The following is a 22,183-nucleotide window of genomic DNA, read 5'->3' as shown; positions in this document are numbered from 1 at the left end:
TAACGATGAGCTATCCCACCCTCAACTTCGGTCTCGGCGAGACCATCGACATGCTGCGCGACTCCGTCTACCAGTTCGCCCAAGCCGAACTGGCTCCGCGTGCCGCCCAGATCGACCGCGATAACGAGTTCCCCATGGACATGTGGCGCAAGTTCGGCGACATGGGCCTGCTGGGCATGACCGTGGAAGAGGAGTACGGCGGCACCAACATGGGCTACCTGGCTCACGTGGTGGCCATGGAAGAGATCAGCCGCGCGTCCGCCTCGGTCGGCCTGTCCTATGGCGCCCACTCCAACCTGTGCCTCAACCAGATCCGCAAGAACGGCACCCACGAGCAGAAGCTCAAGTACCTGCCCAAGCTGTGCTCCGGCGAACACGTCGGCGCGCTGGCCATGAGCGAGCCCAATGCCGGCTCGGACGTGGTGTCGATGAAGCTGCGCGCCGAAAAGAAAGGCGACCGCTACGTACTCAACGGCAACAAGATGTGGATCACCAATGGCCCGGACGCCAACACCTACGTGATCTACGCCAAGACTGACGTCAACGCCGGCTCGCGCGGTATGACTGCCTTCATCGTCGAGCGCGACTACAAGGGCTTCTCCCGCCACCAGAAGCTGGACAAGCTGGGTATGCGCGGTTCCAACACTTGCGAGCTGGTGTTCGAAGACGTCGAAGTGCCGGAAGAGAACATCCTCGGTGCGGAAGGCCGTGGCGTGGCCGTGCTGATGAGCGGCCTGGATTACGAGCGCACCGTGCTCTCGGGCGGCCCGACCGGGATCATGAGCGCGTGCATGGACGTAGTGCTGCCCTACGTGCACGAGCGCCAGCAGTTCAAGCAGTCCATCGGCGAGTTCCAGCTGGTGCAAGGCAAGCTGGCCGACATGTACGCCGGCATGAACGCCTCCAAGTCCTACCTGTACAACGTGGCCAAGGCCTGCGACCGCGGCGAGGAATCGCGCAAGGATGCTGCCGCGGTGATCCTCTACACCGCAGAAATGGCCACCAGGATGGCCCTGGACACCATCCAGCTGCTGGGTGGCAACGGCTACACCAACGAGTACCCGGCCGGCCGCCTGCTGCGCGACGCCAAGCTCTACGAGATCGGCGCCGGCACCAGCGAAATCCGCCGCATGCTGATCGGCCGCGAGCTGTACAACGAAACCCGCTGATCGCCACACCGCCTGTGTAGGAGCGAGCTTGCTCGCGAACAAGCCTTCGCCAGCAAGCTGGCTCCTACAGGAAAGCGTCGGTACAGACACTCGACGGAGCGCGCCAAATGGCCATCCTGCACACCCAGATCAACACCCGTTCCCCGGAGTTCGCCCGCAACAGCGAGGCGATGCTCGAACAGGTCGGCGCCCTGCACGCGCTGCTCGGCCGCATCCATGAAGGCGGCGGCGCCAAGGCCCAGGAACGCCACACCTCGCGCGGCAAGCTGCTGCCCCGCGAGCGCATCAACCGCCTGCTGGACGCCGGCTCGCCCTTCCTCGAAATCGGCCAACTCGCCGCCCATGAGGTGTATGGCGAAGACGTGCCCGCCGCAGGCGTCGTGGCTGGCATCGGCCGCGTGGAAGGCGTGGAATGCATGATCGTGGCCAACGACGCCACGGTGAAAGGCGGCTCCTACTACCCGCTGACCGTGAAGAAGCACCTGCGCGCCCAGGCCATCGCCCAGCAGAACCGCCTGCCGTGCATCTACCTGGTGGACTCGGGCGGTGCCAACCTGCCGCGCCAGGAAGACGTGTTCCCGGACCGCGAGCACTTCGGCCGCATCTTCTTCAACCAGGCCAACATGAGCGCCATGGGCATCCCGCAGATCGCCGTGGTGATGGGCTCCTGCACCGCCGGTGGCGCCTACGTTCCGGCGATGTCCGACGAAACCATCATGGTGCGCAACCAGGCCACCATCTTCCTGGCCGGCCCGCCGCTGGTGAAGGCCGCTACCGGTGAAGTGGTGACCGCCGAAGAACTGGGCGGCGCCGATGTGCACTGCAAGGTGTCCGGCGTGGCCGACCACTATGCCGAGAACGATGAGCACGCCCTGGCGCTGGCCCGCCGCAGTATCGCCAACCTCAACTGGCGCAAGGCCGGCGAGCTGAACCTGCGCGCCCCGCTCGCCCCGCGCTTCTCCAGTGACGAGCTGTACGGGGTGATCCCGGCCGACGCCAAGCAGCCTTTCGACGTACGCGAAGTCATCGCCCGCCTGGTGGACGACTCCGAGTTCGATGAATTCAAGGCGCTGTTCGGCACCACCCTGGTGTGCGGCTTCGCCCACCTGCACGGCTACCCCATCGCCATCCTCGCCAACAACGGCATCCTCTTCGCCGAAGCCGCGCAGAAAGGCGCGCACTTCATCGAACTGGCCTGCCAGCGCGGCATCCCGCTGCTGTTCCTGCAGAACATCACCGGCTTCATGGTCGGCAAGAAGTACGAGGAAGGCGGCATCGCCAAGCACGGTGCCAAGCTGGTGACGGCGGTGGCCTGCGCCAAGGTGCCGAAGTTCACCGTGATCATCGGCGGCAGCTTCGGCGCCGGTAACTACGGCATGTGCGGCCGCGCCTACGACCCACGCTTCCTGTGGATGTGGCCCAACGCACGCATCGGCGTGATGGGTGCCGAGCAGGCCGCCGGCGTGCTCACCCAGGTCAAGCGCGAACAGAGCGAGCGTGCCGGCCATAGCCTGAGCGCCGAGGAAGAAGCCCGCATCAAGCAGCCGATCCTCGAGCAGTACGAGCGCCAGGCGCATTCGTATTACTCCAGCGCGCGGTTGTGGGACGACGGCGTGATCGACCCGGCGCAAACCCGCGATGTGCTGGGCCTGGCCCTCTCCGCCAGCCTCAACGCCCCGATCGAGCGGACCACCTTCGGCGTGTTCCGGATGTAAACCCTGCTTGCGAGCGGTGGAACCATCGTAGGAGCCAGCTTGCTGGCGAACCCGGGTGCCACCGCTGATCGCGAGCAAGCTCGCTCCTACAGGAGAGCAAGATGACCGACTTCACCACGCTGCAACTGGACTTCGCCGACAACGGCGTCGCCACCCTCTGGCTCAACCGCCCGGAGAAGAACAACGCCTTCAACGCCGGGATGATCCGCGAGCTGATCCTCGCCCTGGATGCCGTCAAGGCCGCCGCCAACGTGCGCTTCCTCATCCTGCGTGGCCGTGGCCGACACTTCTCCGCCGGCGCGGACCTGGCCTGGATGCAGGAGTCCGCCAAGCTCGACTACAACGCCAACCTCGACGATTCCCGCGAGCTGGCCGAGCTGATGTACAACCTCTACCAGCTCAAGGTGCCGACCCTGGCCGTAGTGCAGGGCGCGGCCTTCGGTGGTGCCCTGGGCCTGATCAGCTGCTGCGACATGGCCATCGGCGCCGTGGACGCGCAGTTCTCCCTGTCCGAAGTGCGCATCGGCCTGCTGCCTGCCGTCATCAGTCCCTTCGTGGTCCAGGCCATCGGCGAGCGCGCCGCGCGCCGCTATGCCCTGACCGCCGAGCGCTTCAGCGGTGACCGCGCCCGTGAACTGGGCCTGCTCGCCGAGTGCTACCCGGCCGACGAGCTGGAACAGGCGGTGGACGCCTGGACCGCCAACCTGCTGCAGAACAGCCCGCAGGCCATGAGCGCCACCAAGGACCTGCTGCGCGAAGTCGGCAGCGGCGTCCTCAGCCCCAACCTGCGCCGCTACACCGAAAGCGCCATCGCCCGCATCCGCGTGAGCCCCGAAGGCCAGGAGGGCCTGCGCGCCTTCCTGGAAAAACGCAAACCTTCCTGGCAGGAGCAATAACAATGATCACCACCCTGCTGATCGCCAACCGCGGTGAAATCGCCTGCCGTGTCATGCGCACCGCCAAGGCCCTCGGTATCCGCACCGTGGCCGTGCACAGCGCCATCGACCGCAATGCCCGCCATGTGCGCGAAGCCGATATCGCCGTCGACCTGGGCGGTGCCAAGCCGGCCGAGAGCTACCTGCTGGTGGACAAGCTGATTGCCGCCGCCAAGGCCAGCGGCGCCCAGGCCATCCACCCCGGCTACGGCTTTCTTTCGGAAAACGCCGGTTTCGCCCGCGCCATCGCCGATGCCGGCCTGATCTTCCTCGGCCCGCCGGCCACCGCCATCGACGCCATGGGCAGCAAGTCCGCCGCCAAGGCCCTGATGGAAGCCGCCGGCGTACCGCTGGTGCCCGGCTACCACGGCGAAGCCCAGGACCTGGAAACCTTCCGCACCGCCGCCGAGCGCATCGGCTACCCGGTGTTGCTGAAAGCCGCCGCTGGCGGTGGCGGCAAGGGCATGAAAGTGGTCGAACGCGAAAGCGAGCTGGCCGAAGCGCTGGCCTCCGCCCAGCGTGAAGCCCAGTCCGCCTTCGGCGACTCGCGCATGCTGGTGGAAAAGTACGTTCTCAAGCCGCGCCACGTGGAAATCCAGGTATTCGCCGACAGCCACGGCAACTGCCTTTACCTGAACGAGCGCGATTGCTCCATCCAGCGCCGCCACCAGAAGGTCGTCGAAGAAGCCCCTGCCCCCGGCCTCTCGCCGGAAATCCGCAAGGCCATGGGCGAGTCCGCCGTACGCGCCGCCCAGGCCATCGGCTACGTCGGTGCCGGCACCGTGGAATTCCTGCTGGATGAACGCGGCGACTTCTTCTTCATGGAAATGAACACCCGCCTGCAAGTGGAGCACCCGGTTACCGAGGCCATCACCGGCCTGGACCTGGTGGCCTGGCAGATCCGCGTCGCCCGTGGCGAAGCGTTGCCCATCACCCAGGAGCAGGTGCCGCTGATCGGCCATGCCATCGAAGTGCGCCTCTACGCTGAAGACCCGGACCAGGACTTCCTGCCCGCCAGCGGCCGCCTCGCCCTCTACCGCGAAGCCTCCGCCGGTCCCGGCCGCCGCGTGGACAGCGGCGTTGCCGAAGGCGACGAGGTATCGCCTTTCTATGACCCGATGCTGGCCAAGCTGATTGCCTGGGGCGAGAACCGCGAGGAAGCCCGTCAGCGCCTGCTGGCCATGCTGGATGAGACCGCCGTGGGCGGCTTCAAGACCAACCTGGCCTTCCTGCGCCGCGTGCTGGCTCACCCGGCATTCGCCGATGCGGAGCTGGATACCGGTTTCATCGCCCGTCACCAGGAGCAGCTGCTGCCCGCCCCGGCCGCCCTGCCCCAGGCCTTCTGGCAGGTCGCCGGCGAAGCCTTCCGCCAGGGCGAAGCCGAGCGCGTACGCGGCGACGACCCGCACTCGCCCTGGAGCCGCAACAGCGGCTGGCGCGCCGGCCTGCCGAGCGAAACCGACCTGCACCTCATCTGCGGTGACGAGCGCCAGGTGGTCCGCCTGCGTGGCATGGCCGCGAGCCCGATCCAGCTCAAGGGCGAGCTGATCACCCTGGAGCAGGACGGCCTGCGCCGCCAGCACCTGGCGATTCGTCGCGGCGAAAACCTCTACCTGGAATGGGACTTTGATCTGCTCTGCGTCTCCCGCATCGACCCGATCGAGGAAGTCGAAGCGAGCCACGCCCACCACGGCGGGCTGACGGCGCCCATGAACGGCAGTATCGTGCGCGTCCTGGTGGAGGCCGGTCAGAAGGTCGAAGCCGGCACCGCCCTGGTAGTGCTCGAAGCCATGAAAATGGAACACAGCATCCGCGCGCCCCACGACGGCGTGGTCAAGGCGCTGTATTGCAACGAGGGTGAGCTGGTCAACGAAGGCACCGCGCTGGTGGAGCTGGAAGAGGCCTGACGTCCCGCTTGGTCTTTCAGGAGAAAACGAATTGAACGTGCCGAAAAAGGTCCGCCTGGTCGAAGTCGGCCCGCGCGATGGCCTGCAGAACGAGAAGCAACCCATCAGCGTCGCCGACAAGGTGCGCCTGGTGGACGACCTCACCGCCGCCGGCCTCGGCTATGTCGAAGTCGGCAGCTTCGTCTCGCCCAAGTGGGTGCCACAGATGGCCGGGTCGGCCGAGGTCTTCGCGCAGATCCAGCGCAAGGCCGGGGTCACCTACGCCGCCCTGGCACCGAACCTGAAGGGCTTCGAGGCGGCCGTGGAGTCCGGGGTGAAGGAAGTGGCAGTGTTCGCCGCCGCGTCCGAGTCCTTCTCGCAGAAGAACATCAACTGCTCCATCGCCGAGAGCCTGGAGCGCTTCGTGCCGGTGATGGAAGCCGCCAAGGCCCATGGCATCAGCGTGCGCGGTTATGTGTCCTGCGTGCTGGGCTGCCCTTATGACGGCGATGTGCCCGCCGAGCAGGTAGCCGCCGTCGCCGCCGAGCTGTACGCCATGGGCTGCTATGAAGTTTCCCTGGGGGACACCATCGGCACCGGCACCGCCGGCGCCACCCGCCACCTGATCAACGTGGTGGGCACCCGCGTGCCGCGCGACAAGCTCGCCGGCCACTTCCACGACACCTTCGGCCAGGCCGTGGCGAACATCCACGCCAGCCTGCTGGAAGGCATCGCCGTATTCGACAGTTCGGTCGCCGGCCTCGGCGGCTGCCCCTATGCCAAGGGCGCCACCGGCAACGTCGCCACTGAGGATGTGCTCTACCTGCTCAACGGCATGGGCATCGAGACCGGTATCGACATGGGCAAGCTGGTGGACGCCGGCCAGCGCATTTGTGCTGTGCTCGGCAAGGAGAATGGCTCGCGGGTGGCGCGGGCGATTCTGGCGAAGCGGGGCTGACCTCAGTTCGCGATTCGCCCCTCCTCCATGGGGGCGAATTCATTCGCGAAGGAGCGCGTAGCGCTCCCATTGCTGTGTCCATCTGAAGCTTCTGCCCGGGTGATCAGCATTTCCCCCTCACCCCAACCCTCTCCCTCAGGGAGAGGGGGCTACCCGTGCGACCCTTCAGGATTGCACGGAACATCAGGCGCGAGTCACCCCTCTCCTCTTCAGGGAGAGGGGCCGGGGGTGAGGGCAATTCCCCGCGCAGATATCACAATCGACGTCCTCCCCAAAACCTCAAGGCATCACCGGCGGCACATACGTCAGGGTGGTCCCCAACGCCCACAGCAGCACCATCACCAGCGGGATGTGCACCAGCAACTGGACGAAGGAGAAGCCGATCAGGTCGCGCGCCTTCAGGCCCAGCACGCCCAGCAGCGGCAGCATGTAAAAGGGGTTGATCAGGTTCGGAAGCGCCTCGGCGGCGTTGTAGATCTGCACCGACCAGCCCAGGTGGTACTGCAGCTCGTTGGCCACCTGCATCACGTAGGGCGCCTCGATGATCCACTTGCCACCACCGGACGGGATGAAGAAGCCCAGCACGGCCGAGTACACGCCCATCAGCAACGCGTAGGTGTCGTGGTTGGCGATCTGCACGAAGAAGGTGGAGATGTGGTGCGCCAGGGTCTGGCCGTCACTGCCGTTGACGGTGGTCATGATGGCGGCGATGGAGCCGTACAGCGGGAACTGGATCAGCACGCCGGTGGTGGTCGGCACGGCGCGGGCCACGGCATCCAGGAAACTGCGCGGACGCCAGTGCAGCAGTGCGCCGGCCATGATGAACAGCAGGTTGTAGGTGTTCAGGCCGGAGATGGCGGTAATCGCCGGCTTGCTGGCGAACTCCTGGGCCAGCCAGCCGCCGGCCAGGGCTACCAGCAGGATGATCAGCAGCGGGCTGTGTTCCAGCCACTCGCCCGGACGGGTCGGCTTGACCTGCGGCGGCGCAGTGAAGCTCGGGTCCACGCCGCAGGCCTTGGCGTCCCGGGCGCTGGCAGCACTTGGGGCAGTCATGTAGGCGATCACCAGCGACACCACGATCAGCGCCAGCAGCATCACGCCCGACTGCCAGAGGAAGATGGTCTCGGTGAAGGGAATCACGCCGGTGATGGCAAGGATCGACGGCGGCAGGCTCGCCGGGTTGGCCTGCAGCTGCGCGGCGGACGAAGACAGCCCCAGCGCCCAGACAGCGCCCAGGCCCAGGTAGGCGGCGGCACCGGCTGCGCGGTAGTCCATCTTCAGCTCTTCACGGCGGGCCAGGGCGCGCACCAGCAGGCCGCCGAACACCAGGGAGAGCCCCCAGTTGAGCAGCGAGGCGAGCATGGAGACCAGCGCCACCCAGCACACCGCCGAGCGGCCGTTCTTCGGCACGCGGGCCAGCAGGTCGATCAGGCGCGAGGCCGGGCCGGAGCTGGCGACCACATAGCCGCCGATGACCACGAAGGCCATCTGCATGGTGAAGGGGATCAGGCTCCAGAATCCGTCGCCGAACGCCTTGGCGGCCTGGCTGGCAGGTGCCCCCATGCCCAGGGCGGCGACGGTGACCAGCAGTACGGCGACTGCGGCGAAGACCCAGGAGTCGGGGAACCAGCGTTCCGCCCAGGCGGAGCAACGCATGGCAAAGCGGGCTGAACGGCTTTCTTGAAGTGTGGTGGCCATCGGATACCTCGGGAGTGTTGTTTTTATCGGCATTCACCCAGCCGGGGCCGGGTGCCGGGACAGTCGTCTTGAAAAGAATCAGAGGGTCTGCGCCCTCTTTCCTGTCTGCAACGACAACGCCACGCCCCGGAGGGGCATGGTGAGGTCGGGTGCCCGTGGCCTTTCAGCCTTGGGCTCGTGCGTGATGGCCTTGCGAGGACCTGGACATTGCAGGTCCGTTGGAACTTTCTAGTTATGGGTAAAGCTGTCGTAGGGTGGATCACGCTTCATCGATCCACCATCGGGGCCGATTGGGCACCCATGGTGGAAATGCAAAGCGATTTCCACCCTGCATGACCCGCAGTGCGGGTCGGGTGGTGTTGCGGCTTAGCGCTCGATGGCCAGGGCTACGCCCATGCCGCCGCCAATGCACAGGGTCGCCAGACCTTTCTTTGCATCGCGCTTGATCATTTCGTGCAGCAGGCTGACCAGTACGCGGCAGCCGGAAGCGCCGATGGGGTGGCCGAGGGCAATGGCGCCGCCGTTGACGTTGACCTTGGCCATGTCCCAACCCAGTTCCTTGCCGACCGACAGGGACTGCGCGGCGAAGGCCTCGTTGGCTTCGATCAGGTCGAGCTCATCGAGGCTCCAGCCGGCCTTGTCCAGGCAACGACGGGTAGCGGTGACCGGGCCGATGCCCATGATCGCCGGGTCGACACCGGAGTTGGCGTAGCCGGCGATGCGGGCCAGAACCGGCAAGCCCAGGGACTTGGCCTTCTCGGCGCTCATCAGCACCACAGCGGCGGCGCCGTCGTTGATGGTGGAGGCGTTGCCAGCGGTGACGCTGCCGTCCTTCTTGAAGGCGGGTTTCAGCTTGGCCAGGCTTTCGGCGGTGGTACCGGCGCGCGGCCCTTCGTCGGTATCGAAGGCGACCGGATCGCCCTTCTTCTGCGGAATCAGGATGGGGGTGATTTCATCCTTGAAGCGGCCGGCCTCGATGGCGGCGGCGGCCTTCTGCTGGGAAGCGGCGGCAAAGGCGTCCTGCTGTTCGCGGGTGAGGCCGTACTTCTCCACCAGGTTCTCGGCGGTCACGCCCATGTGATAGCCGTTGAAGGCGTCGGTCAGGCCGTCGTGGATCATGCTGTCCAGCGCCTTGGCGTGGCCCATGCGCATGCCGGTACGGGCGGCCGGAAGGATGTAGGGGGCCAGGCTCATGTTTTCCTGGCCGCCGGCGATGATCACCTCGGCATCGCCGCAGCGAATTGCCTGGATGCCCAGGTGCAGGGCCTTGAGGCCGGAGCCGCAGAGCTTGTTCAGGCTCATGGCCGGCACTGCATGGGGCAGGCCGGCGAGGACGGCAGCCTGGCGGGCCGGGTTCTGGCCGGCACCGGCGGTGAGTACCTGGCCGAGGATCACTTCATCGATCTGCTCGCCCTTGAGACCGGTCTGCTCCAGCAGCTGGCGAATCACGGCGGCGCCCAGTTCATGGGCGGGAATGTTGGCCAGCGCGCCCTGGAAGCTGCCGATGGCAGTGCGGGTGGCGGCGACGATTACGACGTCTTGCATGTTGGTTTCTCCTGGGCCGCAGAGGTTCGGACCACGAATGATGGGATTCGCTCCACTCGTGGAACGCCGCCCGAACCATCGCGCGGTTCACGAACGCAGCAAATAAAAGACCGTACCGAAGGAGACCGTGCGTGGTGGCCTCCTTCGGAACGGCAGAGCAATCAGAATGTCATTTCGACCACATCGTCCGGGACGATCAGGCGGCCGGCGGTCTTCTCGGCGATCTCGGCGATGCTTACGCCGGGGGCGGTTTCACGCAGGATGAAGGCGCCGTTCTCGATCTCCAGGTAGGCCAGGTCGGTCAGCACCTTGCGGATGCAGCCGGCACCGGTCAGCGGCAGCGAGCAGCTTTCCAGCAGCTTGGACTCGCCGTCCTTGGAGGCGTGGGTCATGGTGACGATGATGTTGTCGGCACCGGCCACCAGGTCCATGGCGCCGCCCATGCCCTTGACCAGCTTGCCCGGGATCATCCAGGAAGCGATGTTGCCCTGGACGTCCACTTCGAAGGCGCCAAGCACGGTCAGGTCGACGTGGCCGCCGCGGATCATCGCGAAGGACTCCGCGGAGGAGAAGATCGAAGCACCCTTCACCGCGGTGACCGTCTGCTTGCCGGCGTTGATCATGTCGGCGTCGACTTCATCCTCGGTGGGGAAGGCGCCCATGCCCAGCAGACCGTTCTCGGACTGCAGCATCACTTGCATGCCTTCGGGTACGTAGTTGGCGACCAGGGTCGGAATGCCGATACCCAGGTTCACGTAGTAGCCGTCTTTCAGTTCGCGGGCCACGCGCTGGGCCATCTGTTCGCGGGTCAGTGCCATGTCGGTTTCCTCGAATTCTTCTTGTCGTGATCAGGAGCGGACGGTGCGCTTTTCGATGCGCTTCTCGAAACTTCCCTGGATGATGCGATCGACATAGATGCCGGGCGTATGGATGTGGGCCGGGTCCAGTTCCCCCGGCTCGACGATTTCCTCCACCTCGACCACGGTGATACGGCCGGCGGTGGCCGCCAGCGGGTTGAAGTTCTGCGCGGTGTGGCGGTAGATCACGTTACCGTAGTGATCGGCCTTCCAGCCTTTGACGATGGCGAAGTCGCCGGTGATCGAAGGTTCGAGGATGTATTTGCGGCCGTCGAACTCACGCACTTCCTTGCCTTCGGCGATCGGGGTGCCGTAGCCGGTGGCGGTGAAGAAGGCCGGAATGCCCGCGCCGCCTGCGCGCATCTTCTCAGCGAGGGTGCCCTGGGGCGTCAGTTCGACTTCCAGTTCGCCGCTGAGCAGCTGCTGCTCGAACAGGGCGTTTTCGCCCACGTAGGAGGCGATCATCTTGCGGATCTGGCGGTCTTCGAGCAGTACGCCAAGGCCGAAACCATCGATACCGCAGTTGTTGGAAACCACGGTGAGGCCCTTGACGCCACGGCGGCGGATCTCCGCGATCAGGTTCTCGGGGATGCCACAGATGCCGAAACCACCGGCCAGGACGGTCATGTTGTCTGTCAGCCCGTCCAGGGCTTCCTCGTAGCTGTATACGCGCTTGTCGAGTCCACTCATGCTCATGTGCCTCTTGTCTTTATTGATCGCAGCGGGGCTGCCGCCGTTGAGTGGGTCAGAGCTTCTCCTGCGCAGACTGATTTGTTAAGTTTGTTTTTCCTAACGATTAATAAACAAACCAAATCAATGACCATCAAGCAGTTGCGCGCCTTCCTCGCCGTGGCGCAGAGCCTGAGCTTCGCCCAGGCCTGCGAGCGGCTGCACCTGTCCCAGCCTGCGCTGAGCCTGGCGATCAAGAACCTGGAAGATTCCCTCGGCGGCCAACTGCTGGTGCGCACCACGCGCAGCGTCGCACTGACACCCGAGGGCGAAACCCTGCTGCCCATCGCCCGCCGCCTGCTGGCGGACTGGGACAACGCCGAGGAACTGCTGCGCCAGCACTTCACCCTGCAGCTCGGCAAGGTTTCCATCGCCGCCATGCCCTCCTTCGCCGGCAACTTGCTGCCGGCGGCACTCAAGGCCTTCCGCGACCAGCACCCCAAGGTCAACGTGGCGGTGCACGACGTGATCAACGAGCAGGTGCTGGAGATGGTGCGCAACCGCCGGGTGGAACTGGGCATTGCCTTCGAGCCGGAATCCCTCGACGGCCTGGATTTCATGCCCTTCTACACCGACCGCTTCGTTGCGGTGGTACCCGCTGACTGTGAGCTGGCGCAGCGCGCCGAAATCGGCTGGAAAGAACTGCTGCAGGGCAACTTCATCACCCTGCAGCGCCCGTCAGCCGTGCGCCTGATGCTGGAGGAAGTACTCGCGCCACTGCACGGCCGCCTGCCGGTGGCCTTCGAGAGCCACCAGTTGGTGACCGTGGGCCGGATGGTGGCCCAGGGGCTGGGTGTCAGTGCCGTGCCCAGCCTGTGCATCCAGCAAATGGAGGAGCTCGGTGCCCGCTGCATTGCCTTGCATAGCCCGCAGGTGGAGCGCCGCGTGGGCCTCTTCCGCCTGGCCGAGCACAAGCTTTCCACCGCCGCCCAGGCCCTCAGCGACGTGCTGCTGAATGCTCACGACTGGAGCCGCCTGGACCTGCCCCTGCCCTGAGGCAGGGCCTATGCTGAATAGCAATCGGATGACCCACGTCTCGCCAGATGAGGATGCGCAGATGGACAAACCACTGTGGACCCCCAGCCCGGTGCGGATCGCCGCCACCCGCATGGACGCCTTCCGCCGCCAGGTCTGCCAGCAACAGGGCCTGGACCTGCCCGACTACCCTGCCCTGCACGCCTGGAGCCTGGACCGCCGCGAGGCCTTCTGGCAGGCCATAGTCGAGTTCTTCGACATCCGCTTCAGCACGCCGCCCAAGGCCGTGCTGGAGGAAAGCACCGCGATGCCCAGCGCCCGCTGGTTCCCCGGCGCCACCCTGAACTTCGCCGAACACCTGTTGCGCCACCGTGACGAGCAGCCCGCACTGGTGGCCATCGGCGAAGACGGCAGCCGCGTGCAATTGACCTATGCCGAGCTGGCCAGCCATGTCGCCGGCCTGCAGCAGAGCCTGAAAACACTAGGTGTGGGCGTCGGCGATCGCGTTGCGGCCTTCATGCCCAATACCTGGCAATCCGTGGTGGGCATGCTCGCAGCCACCAGCCTGGGCGCCACCTGGTCGTCCTGCTCGCCGGACTTTGGCACCCAGGGGGTGATCGACCGTTTCGGTCAGATCGAGCCCAAGGTGCTGATCGCCGCCGCCGGCTACCGCTACGCCGGCAAGAACCTGGACCTGACCGCCAAACTCAACGAAATCCTCGAGCGCATGCCCTGGCTGGAACAGCTGGTGGTGGTCCCCTACTCCCGTACCGAAGCCCAGCCAACGGACTTCACCAGCCGGGCCCGCGTCACCCTGTGGGACGACTTCTACCAGCCCGGCGGCGAACCTGAATTCACTCCGGTGCCCTTCGACCAGCCGCTGTACATCCTCTACTCCAGCGGTACTACCGGGGTGCCCAAGTGCATCGTCCACGGTGTTGGCGGTACGCTGCTGCAACACGTCAAGGAGCACGGCCTGCACTGCGACCTGACGGCCTCGGACACCCTGTTCTACTTCACCACCTGCGGCTGGATGATGTGGAACTGGATGGTGTCCGGACTGGCCCTGGGCGCCACCCTGGTGCTCTACGACGGTTCACCCTTCCACCCCGGCCCCGAACGCCTGATGGACCTGATCGATGCCGAGGGCATCAGCATCTTCGGCGCCAGCGCCAAGTACCTCGCCGCCCTTGAAAAAGCCGGCGTCAAACCGCGCCAGAGCCATCGACTGGAACGCCTCAAGGCCCTGCTCTCCACCGGCTCGCCGCTGTCCCACGAGAGCTTCGAGTACGTCTACCGCGACATCAAGGGCGAGCTGTGCCTGTCGTCCATCTCCGGCGGGACCGACATCGTCTCCTGCTTCGCCCTGGGTAACCCGGTGCTGCCGGTGTGGCGCGGCGAATTGCAGTGCAAGGGCCTGGGCATGGACACGCAGGTGTGGAACGAAGACGGCAGGCGGGTATTCGGCGAGAAAGGCGAGCTGGTCTGCGCCCGGCATTTCCCGTCGATGCCGGTAGGCTTCTGGAACGACCCGGACGGCGCGAAGTTCAGGGCGGCCTACTTCGAGACGTTCCCGGGCGTCTGGGCCCACGGCGACTACGCCGAGGAAACCGCGCACGGCGGACTGGTGATCCACGGTCGCTCCGACGCCGTGCTCAACCCCGGCGGCGTGCGCATTGGCACCGCCGAGATCTACCGCCAGGTGGAGAAGGTGGAGGAAGTACTGGAATCCATCGCCATTGGCCAGGACTGGCAAGGCGATGTGCGGGTGGTGCTATTCGTGCGCCTGCGCGACGACGCAGTCCTGGACGACGCCCTCCGCGAGCGCATCCGCCAGGTGATCCGCAGTAACACCACCTCCCGCCACGTGCCGGCGAAGATCATCGCCGTAGCCGACATCCCCCGGACCCTGAGCGGCAAGATCGTCGAACTGGCAGTGCGCAATGTGGTGCATGGCAAGCCGGTGAAGAACACCGATGCCCTGGCCAATCCGCAGGCGCTGGAGTTGTATCGGGATCTTCCGGAGCTCCAAGGCTGATCGGAGAGACACATCCCTGTGGGGGCGATTTCAATCGCTAAGGGACGCGCAGCGGCCCCCTGAGGATTAGCAGGCCGGACCTTCGGTCCGGTTAGCGAATGAACTCGCCCCCACAAGGACGAGCGATCCCTGCCTGGAGATACGGCCTAATCACCCCCAATGCCCGCTCCACGAACGCCTCCTTCTCCCCCACCGGCGCCACGTAGTGCAGCACCGAGGCAGCGGCGTCTTCGCCGGCCAGCTTGGCGATCGCCCAGGCCGCCAGGTAGGGGGCGGAAAGGCAGCCGCCTGCCGTGGCCAGGTTGCCGCTGGCGAAGAACGGTTGGTCGAGCACCTGTACACCCGCTTCGATCACCCAGGGCTTGGTGGTGAGGTCCGTGCAAGCCGGCAGGTTATCGAGCAGGCCGAGTCTGGCCATGAGCAAGGCGCCGGAGCATTGCGAGCCGATCAGCTGGCGCCGCGGGTCCAGTTCCAGCCGGTCGAGGATGCTGCGGTCCTTGGCGATGTCACGGGTCAGGATGCCGCTGCCGAACAGCACCGCGTCGGCGCTGTTGGCGAACTCCAGCGGCTGCTGGGCCTGGACGCGCACGCCGTTCATGGAAGTCACCCAATCGCCGGGCGCGGTGATCTCCGCCTGCCAGCCCTGCGCGCGCATGCGGTTGAGCAAGGCGGCGGCCACGAAGGAATCCAGTTCGTTGAAACCTTCGAACGTCAGTACGGCGATTCGCATCACGACCTCCCGGATCGCATGGGTGCATGCAGCGAATCTATGCGGGCTGGGGTGCGCTCGCTATGCACAGACACAATTAAATTTGGCCGTACAGGCGTAGGGGCAATCGACGAGGGTGGGCGTTGGCCTTATTTGTGGGAGCGAATTCATTCGCGAATGAATTCGCTCCCACAAGAAGGCCGGTTAGCCGCGAGGCCCCGGCTCTTCCGGGGCGTCTTCTTCCAGGTCTTCCAGCTTCAGCTCCAGGCCCCAGCCGGCGGCATCCGCGGTGGCGCTTGGGGCGGCTACCGGTGCCGGAGCCGCTGCGGCCGGAGCGGGCGCTGCAGCCGGACCTTCGCGATAGAGCTTGAGCTTCAGGCGCAGGTTGTTCGCCGAGTCGGCGTTCTTGATCGCCTCCTCTTCCGGAATGGCCCCCTCCACCACCAGGTCGAACAGCGCCTGGTCGAAGGTCTGCATGCCCAGGCCACGGGACTTCTCCATGATTTCCTTGATGGAGTGGAATTCACCGCGCTTGATCAGGTCGCTGATGGTCGAGGTACCCAACAGCACCTCCACCGCCGCCCGGCGCTTGCCGTCCTGGGTGCGCACCAGGCGCTGGGAAACGAAAGCCTTGAGGTTGTTGCCCAGGTCGTTGAGCAGTTGCGGACGACGCTCTTCGGGGAAGAAGTTGATGATGCGGTCCAGCGCCTGGTTGGCGTTGTTGGCGTGCAGGGTGGAGATGGCCAGGTGGCCGGTGTCGGCGAAGGCCAGCGCATGTTCCATGGTCTCGCGGTCGCGAATCTCGCCGATCAGGATCACATCCGGCGCCTGGCGCAGGGTGTTCTTCAGCGCGGCGTGGAAGCTGCGGGTGTCCACCCCCACTTCGCGCTGGTTGATGATGGATTTCTTGTGCCGGTGCACGTACTCCACCGGGTCTTCGATGGTGATGATGTGCCCGCCGCTGTTGCGGTTGCGGTAGTCGATCAGCGCCGCCAGCGAGGTGGATTTACCGGAACCGGTACCACCGACGAAGAGCACCAGGCCGCGCTTCTCCATCACCATCTTGAGCAGCACTTCCGGCAGCTTGAGGTCTTCGAAACGCGGGATATCCAGCTTGATGTTCCGCGCGACGATGGACACCTCGTTGCGCTGGCGGAAGATATTGATGCGGAAGCGGCCGATATTGGGCAGCGAGATGGCCAGGTTCATCTCCAGTTCGCGGTCGAACTCGGCGCGCTGCTCGACGTCCATGATCGACTCGGCGATCCTGGCCACGTCGCCGGCCTTCAGCGGTTCGTTGCTGAGCGGCCGCAGCAGGCCGTTGAACTTGGCACAGGGCGGCGCGCCCGTGGACAGGTAGAGGTCGGAACCATCCTGGGTAGCCAGGATCTTGAGCATCGCAGAGAGGTCCATCGAAGGTGCGCATCCCGTGTCAGGTGAAGGCATCCGCTTGGCGGATCACCGGTGCCCAACTGTATGGCGGCTGCCCGTACTGGCACAATGAACCGCTCCACAGTCCAAGAGGAATTCCCATGGCCAAGGCCCTTGCCCGCCATATCCTGGTCAAGACCGAGGCGGAAGCCGAACAATTGAAGAAGCGCCTGGACAAGGGCGACGACTTCGCCGTACTGGCCAGGAAGCACTCCATCTGCCCGTCCGGCAAGCGCGGCGGCGACCTGGGCGAGGTGCGCCCTGGCCAGATGGTGCGAGTGATCGATCAGGTAATCTTCAAGAAGCCCGTGCGCGTCATCCATGGCCCGGTGAAGAGCCAGTTCGGCTATCACCTGGTGCAGGTGTTCTTCAGGGATTGAGGGGCATCTGGCGAGAATGGGCACCGTCCGTGGCGCAGTGCCTATTCTCGCGTCGGAATGTGAAGGCCTTATTGCAGGGTTTCCCGTGCACAGGAACGGGAAATGTCGGTGAGAACCGTCAATTCGTCTTCGGTCGGTTTCCGGCCTTCGGTCACACTCACCAGCTGCTGCGAGGTGAAGGCCTCCTGCATCATGCCGTTGGAGCAGTTGCAGTAGGCGACGGCCTTGTCCTGGGGAACCTGCCTGGCCGCGCTGGCAACACATTCCTGGGTGAACTTCTCGCCACCACCTTGCGGCCACTCCCCCGCCACCGCTGCGAAAGTACAGGCCTGCAGGGCCAGTGCAACGAAAATCAGAGCTCTCTTCACGTGCCTTCTCCTTCTGGTCCGGACGGCACATTCTTGCCCCAGCTCAGGCCCGGCACGCAATAGCTGGAACCGACAAGAAATTGAAACTCAGGCCTGAACATCATCCTGATCAGGTGTGCCCGGCAGCAGATGGGGCGCTTCGACGCGCTCCTGCAGCCTGATCGCGAACGCCAGTGCAGCCGTCTTGTCGCGGAAGGAAACCTTCATGCCGAAGACCTCCACCTGCCACTCTTCCCTGTCGCTGCGGCTGACCTGCTGGATTGCGATGTCCATGGATACTCCGACTGGTCCACGGCGGAACGGCAGATAGAAAAAAGGCCAACTGATCAGGTTGGCCTGCATCGCGCAGCATGGGCAACGCGATCGAGTGTCAAAGTGCCGTGGAAGCCAGGTCAGGCTAGCACTGGATCTTGACGGTTTGGTGATAGCGCCATGTACGGGCCAGACCGGGTATTCCGCACCTTCGCAGCCTATGCCGACCGCGCTACCAGTTGATCAGGAACATCGCCTTGGCCAGGAACAGGATGCCGAGCATCTGCACCAGCACGCTGAGGTGAATCAGACGGGAGCGGGCCGGCGTCATGCGCCCGCTGCGCATCAGCACGACAATGAACAGGAAGTGCCCGAGGATGCTCAATGCCAGGCAGATCTTCAGCACCAGCAAGGAACCGAAGCTGCTGGAGAACGGATCACGCAGCACAGAGCGGTAATGCCAGGCCAGCGCGAGACCGGCGCCGAAGAGCACGAGGATGACCCAGTGCATGACGCGCCGGGCGCGCTGCCCCAGGGCCCTGGACAGCTGTTCACGAGGCCCCGCCGCCAGGCTGCGGGCGGCGCGGCTGAGAATCATGACCTCGAAGAACACCCCACCGATGAAAAATGCCGCTGCGGTGAGATGCGCGAACTTGAGCAGTAGATAGAGCACGTCACTTCCCCCTCGCCCTTGATGGGCGTTAATCATGCTCATCGTGGCGAGGCGCATCGTGATTGGGATCAATTCCCGTCGGGCAGGCGCTGCGGCCATATTGCCGTTCAAAGGGGGACGACGAGTTTGCACGCCCTTTCGTCCCACAGCCGCTGAAGGTTCACCCCAGCCCTGGCCAAAACCGCTACAATCGCGCCTTTTTTGCGCGCGAGCGCCCCAAAGCTCAGGATTCCATCGTGATCTCTACCGCCAACATCACCATGCAGTATCGAATGGGTCTGCGGGGTGATCTTCGAGTAGTAAAATCAATAACTTAGCCTTCTCGACTACCCACAAAAACGCACCGAGTGGTATCAAAATTGGTATCACCCGGTGCCGCCCTCCTCGCCCGTTCTGGGCACCCTTCCCCATTCCTTTTCGCCGGATAGGCTCACCGGGCATCTTTGCCAAGCTAACGGTCATGCGAAGTGGCTTCGGGCCGCCTACTGTTGCGCATACATCATTCCCGACAAACGATGCGAGGTGGTTATGGCCTGGCAACAATGCTACGTATGCTTTGGTCACCGCACCATTATCCGGAATGGCGAATCGGTGACTTGCCCCCATTGTCGGGGCGTGGGGCAAGTGTTCAAGGCCCCTCCGAAGCCAGTCAAGGATCGACGTTCCTAATTGACTCATAGGCCCTTTCGCAAGCCCGCCCCGCTACTCCCCGCTCGTCGGCTTCAGCAGCATAGAGTCGAGCAGCCTCTCCAACCCGGCCGAGCAGGTCGGCGCGCATTCGGGCTTCACCTTCGGCTGCCTGGCTGAGCTGGGCAGTGACGGAATTGCCGCAGGTGCGGCTCCTTCGCTCGGCTTCGTCGAAGCGCCGCTGCAGCCGCTGCAAAGCATCACCAGACCGAGCAGCATCAGCCCGAGCCACTTCCAGCTTCCCTTCTGCTTCATTCCCCACCTCGTCGACCGCCTTCTGGCGGCGTTGCTCTTCCGTTCGAGCTTGGGCGTCGGCGCGTCGATCGCGCTCCGACACTTCCAGCCGATAATCGGCCAGTTCGCCCCGGGCGCCGGCGGCATCGGCCTGGGCCCAACTCACCCGCAATTGCTGGCCACCACCGATGACGACCAGTGACAGCAGCCAGACCCAGCCCGGCACCAGCCTCAACCAGGCGTCCATCACGGCACGTCCTTGAAGAAGATGTGCCGGCCGATCTTGCAGGCTCGTGCAGCACCAACCACCCACTTCGGAGCCTTCGGCATCGTGGTGGCGTAGTAGTGAGTCGCCCCGCCGGTCGGGTCAGGCTGGCGGCCCTCGATCACCACCACAGCCGCCTCCCGCGCCAGCATGTACTGGGCGTTCGGGATGTCCCTGGCGCCGGTCAGGTAGGGGTAGTTTGGGTCGTTCTTGTTCCAGCAGCTGAACTGCCAGGGCGCACGACAGACGCCTTCATACCCCTCACCCCACCAGTCCGGCTTGCCGTCCTGGCCCAGGTCCATCTCGACCCGGTTGCGGATAGTCCAGCCGACCGCTACCTGCCCGGCGATGCCCTCCCCTCGTGCCTCGCCCCAGATCGTGCGGGCGAGCACGTCGATATCGCGCTCTCGTTGCGACATGCTGTTCTCCAGAAATGAAAAACCCGCCGAAGCGGGGTTGTTGGGGATGATGGTTATTCGGCCGGTGGCCCAGGTGGTGCCGACTGCGCCTGGTCCCGCTTGGTAGCCACGTGCAAGTAGGCGCTGGCAAGGGCCACATAGAGCCCCTGATAGGTCATGCTGCCGAGGACCGCGCCGGTTTCCGGGTCAACCAGGTCGAATGCTTCGCCGGCATTCTCCGGTGTGAAGGGTTCCACCAGGTTGCCCAGCGGGCGCTGAACTTCCTCACCGTCCACGTTGATGCAGCGCTCCTCCACGAACGTCACTGCCGGGACGCCCAGGTGCGGACGTGGGTTGTCGATACCGATGTACTTGCAGCGCGTCCAGCTGCTGTACTGGCCTGCCTGCTCGTTGTAGTCGGGCATGGGTCATTCCTCGAAGGTGATGAGCACGGTGAATGCCTTGCTCAGGATGTTTTCCGAGTTGGTGGCGTGCAGAACCACCTGAACCCCGGTCGAGGTCAGTTGCACGTCGTACTGATAGCCAGCACTTGCCACCCAGCCAGGGAGAATGGCGTTGGTGCTGCTGTGGAACACCAGCACCTGCACCCCAATGACCTTCGACGAAGTGACGCCATGGTTGACCGACGCGCTCCCGCCTTCGGCCGCCGCCGTGGTGCCGGTGAGCTTCTTCATCTTGATCGCGGGCGCGGTGTCACCGAGCTGGGTGTAGTCATTGAACATCTGCTTGGCGGTCCAAGTCTGTGCGCTGCCGAGGAAGGCGTACTCACTCCAGCCGCCCCAAGTGCCTGACGCCTGTCGGCGGAAGAACTTGCGGTTGAGCGTGACCGGCACGTACTCCTGAAAGGCGAATCCGGCCGAGGCGTTGTCGAAGTGGTAGCCGTATCCGTTGATGTTCAGCGGCAAGATTCCCAGCGACTGTGCCGTGAAGTTATAGAAACCTGTTCCTCTGTCGTTATCGTTGAGGTTGGTTTCGAGTGCAACGATCGCCGTTCCACCTAGGCCGTAGTCACCCGTCCGCAGCAGTTCGTACCAGTTACCCCAAGTCGTGGCTCCTGTTTTACTGCGGATGAACAGGTGCGGATCAGCCAGGTAGCCGCCACCAGCGCTGGTGTATTGCAGCGCGATCTGACCAGCGGTGGTGCTGGTATCCGCGACATGCGGCAGGTTGAGGATGTACTGCTGATAGGGGGTCGGCGCGTTGCTGGCGGCCAGGCTTACGTTTCGGTAGAACGCCATGTGGGTCAGCGCGTTGGCGTCGGTGTAGTTGGCCCCTTGGCCCAGGCCGAACGGGCCTTGGTTACCCGAGCCCATGACCAGCACCCGACCAGCGTTGGTGTCGAACGTAGTGGTCTGCTTGACCAGGTCGTTGGTCCGCCACAACAGAAAGTCCGCCTGCCCGGTGGCGCCCGAGGTAACGCCGTAGGTCGCCGCCCCGCCGAGGCCCAGCACCGAGCGCCCGCCGGCCTGATCCGCCGCAGCGTTCATCTGCCGACCGAACACGGTCAGGTCGGCCAGTGCCATGGCGCCGGCCCCGGTGAAATAGAACTGCTTGTTCGCCGATCCAATCAACCCGGCGACCGCGGTCAGGTTGGCGTGCAGCGGCTGGCCGCCGAGATTACCCAGTGCGGTCGGCGCATCGGTCGCCCCGGTGCCGCCGGCACTGACCGGCAGCCAATCGCCGGTCGGCAGCTGCTGGAAGCTGCCATTCAGGCGCACAACAGGCCGTCGCGCCGCCATCAGAGCACCACGTAGCCGTCGTCAGTGGTGAGGATTTCCGTGGCGCTTGTGGATTTGCCCAGGCACTGGTCGATCTTGCCGGTGCCGGCCTGCGCCACCGCGTCCAGTGGGGTAGAAATCACGCCGCCGGCCGTACCGAGGTAATAGCGGATGCCCACGGCGAGGCTCGACAGCGCGGTATTCGGCGCATCCAGCGGGTAGACGGTGGCGGTCGCGGCGTTGGCCACCGCCGCCAGCACGAAGCCGTCCGCCGGGCGGTTGTTGCTGTTGTCGGCCTTGCGCGCGTTGAGGGTGCCGGCGTTGTCCCAGAGGTTGACGTAATTGCCGGCGTCCAGCGCCTCGGAGGCGGTGACGGGCTTGGTCTGCACGCCGACGCCGACCGGCAGCATGCTCAGGTCGAAGCGCCCGGTGGCGTCCAGGGCGGGAATCTTGCCAGCATCGGCGGCGCCAGCCGACACCTGGATACCGAGAATCTGCTTGGTGATGCCGCCGACGCGGGCGAGAAAGCCTTGTCCTGCCAT

Annotated in this window: 22 protein-coding genes; 8 read left to right on the top strand and 14 right to left on the bottom strand. The window is 65.0% G+C overall.

Annotated elements, in window-relative coordinates; genetic code table 11:
- Positions 1 to 5: 5 nt before the first annotated feature.
- The 5 genes from FXN65_RS11000 (at position 6) to FXN65_RS10980 (ending at position 6,663) form a co-directional block, all read left to right on the top strand.
- Positions 6 to 1,169 (top strand): isovaleryl-CoA dehydrogenase, encoded by a 1,164-nt coding sequence (locus FXN65_RS11000; protein ID WP_151133232.1) that lies wholly within the window; start codon positions 6 to 8, stop codon positions 1,167 to 1,169.
- A gap of 107 nt (positions 1,170 to 1,276) precedes the next feature.
- Entirely contained in the window at positions 1,277 to 2,884 is a 1,608-nt protein-coding gene (locus FXN65_RS10995) for a carboxyl transferase domain-containing protein (protein ID WP_151133231.1), read from the top strand.
- A gap of 101 nt (positions 2,885 to 2,985) precedes the next feature.
- Positions 2,986 to 3,780, top strand: coding sequence for a gamma-carboxygeranoyl-CoA hydratase (locus tag FXN65_RS10990; protein ID WP_151133230.1), 795 nt, complete (start codon positions 2,986 to 2,988; stop codon positions 3,778 to 3,780).
- 2 nt (positions 3,781 to 3,782) lie between these two features.
- Entirely contained in the window at positions 3,783 to 5,726 is a 1,944-nt protein-coding gene (locus FXN65_RS10985; RefSeq protein WP_151133229.1) for an acetyl/propionyl/methylcrotonyl-CoA carboxylase subunit alpha, read from the top strand.
- A gap of 31 nt (positions 5,727 to 5,757) precedes the next feature.
- Positions 5,758 to 6,663 carry a hydroxymethylglutaryl-CoA lyase gene (locus FXN65_RS10980; protein ID WP_151133228.1) on the top strand — a complete coding sequence of 302 codons (906 nt, stop codon included), beginning with the start codon at positions 5,758 to 5,760 and terminating at the stop codon, positions 6,661 to 6,663.
- Between the two features lie 279 nt (positions 6,664 to 6,942).
- On the opposite strand, the gene FXN65_RS10975 is transcribed toward FXN65_RS10980, so the two are convergent.
- The 4 genes from FXN65_RS10975 to FXN65_RS10960 form a co-directional block, all read right to left on the bottom strand.
- Positions 6,943 to 8,361 carry a short-chain fatty acid transporter gene (locus FXN65_RS10975; protein WP_151133227.1) on the bottom strand — a complete coding sequence of 473 codons (1,419 nt, stop codon included), beginning with the start codon at positions 8,359 to 8,361 and terminating at the stop codon, positions 6,943 to 6,945.
- A gap of 366 nt (positions 8,362 to 8,727) precedes the next feature.
- A complete protein-coding gene (locus FXN65_RS10970) occupies positions 8,728 to 9,906 on the bottom strand; it encodes an acetyl-CoA C-acetyltransferase (RefSeq protein ID WP_151133226.1) in 1,179 nt (392 codons plus the stop codon).
- A 161-nt stretch (positions 9,907 to 10,067) separates the two neighbouring features.
- Positions 10,068 to 10,724 carry a CoA transferase subunit B gene (locus FXN65_RS10965; protein ID WP_151133225.1) on the bottom strand — a complete coding sequence of 219 codons (657 nt, stop codon included), beginning with the start codon at positions 10,722 to 10,724 and terminating at the stop codon, positions 10,068 to 10,070.
- A 30-nt stretch (positions 10,725 to 10,754) separates the two neighbouring features.
- Positions 10,755 to 11,453 carry a CoA transferase subunit A gene (locus FXN65_RS10960; RefSeq protein WP_151133224.1) on the bottom strand — a complete coding sequence of 233 codons (699 nt, stop codon included), beginning with the start codon at positions 11,451 to 11,453 and terminating at the stop codon, positions 10,755 to 10,757.
- Between the two features lie 126 nt (positions 11,454 to 11,579).
- Here FXN65_RS10960 and FXN65_RS10955 point away from each other — a divergent pair, with 126 nt between their 5' ends.
- Together FXN65_RS10955 and FXN65_RS10950 are read left to right on the top strand one after the other, a co-directional pair.
- Entirely contained in the window at positions 11,580 to 12,488 is a 909-nt protein-coding gene (locus FXN65_RS10955; RefSeq protein WP_151133223.1) for a LysR family transcriptional regulator, read from the top strand.
- 61 nt (positions 12,489 to 12,549) lie between these two features.
- Positions 12,550 to 14,505, top strand: coding sequence for an acetoacetate--CoA ligase (locus FXN65_RS10950; protein ID WP_151133222.1), 1,956 nt, complete (start codon positions 12,550 to 12,552; stop codon positions 14,503 to 14,505).
- A gap of 91 nt (positions 14,506 to 14,596) precedes the next feature.
- Here FXN65_RS10950 and FXN65_RS10945 read toward each other — a convergent pair whose 3' ends face one another.
- Positions 14,597 to 15,235 carry a DJ-1/PfpI family protein gene (locus FXN65_RS10945; RefSeq protein WP_151133221.1) on the bottom strand — a complete coding sequence of 213 codons (639 nt, stop codon included), beginning with the start codon at positions 15,233 to 15,235 and terminating at the stop codon, positions 14,597 to 14,599.
- Positions 15,236 to 15,418: 183 nt separating this feature from the next.
- Positions 15,419 to 16,627 (bottom strand): PilT/PilU family type 4a pilus ATPase, encoded by a 1,209-nt coding sequence (locus tag FXN65_RS10940; protein ID WP_178119304.1) that lies wholly within the window; start codon positions 16,625 to 16,627, stop codon positions 15,419 to 15,421.
- Between the two features lie 119 nt (positions 16,628 to 16,746).
- Between FXN65_RS10940 and FXN65_RS10935 the strand changes: the two genes are divergently transcribed.
- On the top strand, positions 16,747 to 17,025 hold the full coding sequence (locus FXN65_RS10935) for a peptidylprolyl isomerase (RefSeq protein WP_151133219.1): 279 nt from the start codon (positions 16,747 to 16,749) through the stop codon (positions 17,023 to 17,025).
- Between the two features lie 68 nt (positions 17,026 to 17,093).
- On the opposite strand, the gene FXN65_RS10930 is transcribed toward FXN65_RS10935, so the two are convergent.
- The 8 genes from FXN65_RS10930 to FXN65_RS10895 form a co-directional block, all read right to left on the bottom strand.
- Positions 17,094 to 17,393, bottom strand: a complete 300-nt coding sequence (locus FXN65_RS10930) for a hypothetical protein (protein WP_151133218.1) — start codon at positions 17,391 to 17,393, stop codon at positions 17,094 to 17,096.
- A gap of 87 nt (positions 17,394 to 17,480) precedes the next feature.
- Entirely contained in the window at positions 17,481 to 17,666 is a 186-nt protein-coding gene (locus FXN65_RS10925) for a hypothetical protein (protein ID WP_151133217.1), read from the bottom strand.
- A gap of 211 nt (positions 17,667 to 17,877) precedes the next feature.
- Positions 17,878 to 18,318: a CopD family copper resistance protein gene (locus FXN65_RS10920; protein ID WP_178119303.1), complete on the bottom strand. Its 441-nt coding sequence runs from the start codon at positions 18,316 to 18,318 to the stop codon at positions 17,878 to 17,880.
- A gap of 649 nt (positions 18,319 to 18,967) precedes the next feature.
- Entirely contained in the window at positions 18,968 to 19,486 is a 519-nt protein-coding gene (locus FXN65_RS10915) for a DUF2514 family protein (protein WP_151133216.1), read from the bottom strand.
- The gene (locus FXN65_RS10910; RefSeq protein ID WP_151133215.1) at positions 19,486 to 19,923 is read right to left on the bottom strand and encodes a cell wall hydrolase; all 438 of its coding nucleotides are present in this window, start codon (positions 19,921 to 19,923) and stop codon (positions 19,486 to 19,488) included. Before FXN65_RS10910 ends, FXN65_RS10915 begins: the two co-directional genes overlap by 1 nt.
- 53 nt (positions 19,924 to 19,976) lie before the next feature.
- Positions 19,977 to 20,327 carry a hypothetical protein gene (locus FXN65_RS10905; protein ID WP_151133214.1) on the bottom strand — a complete coding sequence of 117 codons (351 nt, stop codon included), beginning with the start codon at positions 20,325 to 20,327 and terminating at the stop codon, positions 19,977 to 19,979.
- Positions 20,328 to 20,330: 3 nt separating this feature from the next.
- The gene (locus FXN65_RS10900; RefSeq protein WP_151133213.1) at positions 20,331 to 21,662 is read right to left on the bottom strand and encodes a pyocin knob domain-containing protein; all 1,332 of its coding nucleotides are present in this window, start codon (positions 21,660 to 21,662) and stop codon (positions 20,331 to 20,333) included.
- Positions 21,662 to 22,183: a hypothetical protein gene (locus FXN65_RS10895; protein ID WP_151133212.1), complete on the bottom strand. Its 522-nt coding sequence runs from the start codon at positions 22,181 to 22,183 to the stop codon at positions 21,662 to 21,664. Before FXN65_RS10895 ends, FXN65_RS10900 begins: the two co-directional genes overlap by 1 nt.

Origin of the sequence: Pseudomonas lalkuanensis (assembly GCF_008807375.1) — a bacterium.
Lineage (GTDB): Bacteria > Pseudomonadota > Gammaproteobacteria > Pseudomonadales > Pseudomonadaceae > Metapseudomonas > Metapseudomonas lalkuanensis.
The sequence above is the reverse complement of the archived record's forward strand: the minus strand, read 5'-3'. Positions and strand labels throughout refer to the sequence as shown.

Coding starts and splice junctions, on each gene's coding strand:
- FXN65_RS11000 (WP_151133232.1), top strand. CDS start 6: ATGAGCTATCCCACCCTCAACTTCGGTCTCGGCGAGACCATCGACATG.
- FXN65_RS10995 (WP_151133231.1), top strand. CDS start 1,277: ATGGCCATCCTGCACACCCAGATCAACACCCGTTCCCCGGAGTTCGCC.
- FXN65_RS10990 (WP_151133230.1), top strand. CDS start 2,986: ATGACCGACTTCACCACGCTGCAACTGGACTTCGCCGACAACGGCGTC.
- FXN65_RS10985 (WP_151133229.1), top strand. CDS start 3,783: ATGATCACCACCCTGCTGATCGCCAACCGCGGTGAAATCGCCTGCCGT.
- FXN65_RS10975 (WP_151133227.1), bottom strand. CDS start 8,361: ATGGCCACCACACTTCAAGAAAGCCGTTCAGCCCGCTTTGCCATGCGT.
- FXN65_RS10970 (WP_151133226.1), bottom strand. CDS start 9,906: ATGCAAGACGTCGTAATCGTCGCCGCCACCCGCACTGCCATCGGCAGC.
- FXN65_RS10965 (WP_151133225.1), bottom strand. CDS start 10,724: ATGGCACTGACCCGCGAACAGATGGCCCAGCGCGTGGCCCGCGAACTG.
- FXN65_RS10960 (WP_151133224.1), bottom strand. CDS start 11,453: ATGAGTGGACTCGACAAGCGCGTATACAGCTACGAGGAAGCCCTGGAC.
- FXN65_RS10955 (WP_151133223.1), top strand. CDS start 11,580: ATGACCATCAAGCAGTTGCGCGCCTTCCTCGCCGTGGCGCAGAGCCTG.
- FXN65_RS10950 (WP_151133222.1), top strand. CDS start 12,550: ATGGACAAACCACTGTGGACCCCCAGCCCGGTGCGGATCGCCGCCACC.
- FXN65_RS10945 (WP_151133221.1), bottom strand. CDS start 15,235: ATGCGAATCGCCGTACTGACGTTCGAAGGTTTCAACGAACTGGATTCC.
- FXN65_RS10940 (WP_178119304.1), bottom strand. CDS start 16,627: ATGGACCTCTCTGCGATGCTCAAGATCCTGGCTACCCAGGATGGTTCC.
- FXN65_RS10935 (WP_151133219.1), top strand. CDS start 16,747: ATGGCCAAGGCCCTTGCCCGCCATATCCTGGTCAAGACCGAGGCGGAA.
- FXN65_RS10925 (WP_151133217.1), bottom strand. CDS start 17,666: ATGGACATCGCAATCCAGCAGGTCAGCCGCAGCGACAGGGAAGAGTGG.
- FXN65_RS10915 (WP_151133216.1), bottom strand. CDS start 19,486: ATGGACGCCTGGTTGAGGCTGGTGCCGGGCTGGGTCTGGCTGCTGTCA.
- FXN65_RS10910 (WP_151133215.1), bottom strand. CDS start 19,923: ATGTCGCAACGAGAGCGCGATATCGACGTGCTCGCCCGCACGATCTGG.
- FXN65_RS10905 (WP_151133214.1), bottom strand. CDS start 20,327: ATGCCCGACTACAACGAGCAGGCAGGCCAGTACAGCAGCTGGACGCGC.
- FXN65_RS10900 (WP_151133213.1), bottom strand. CDS start 21,662: ATGGCGGCGCGACGGCCTGTTGTGCGCCTGAATGGCAGCTTCCAGCAG.
- FXN65_RS10895 (WP_151133212.1), bottom strand. CDS start 22,183: ATGGCAGGACAAGGCTTTCTCGCCCGCGTCGGCGGCATCACCAAGCAG.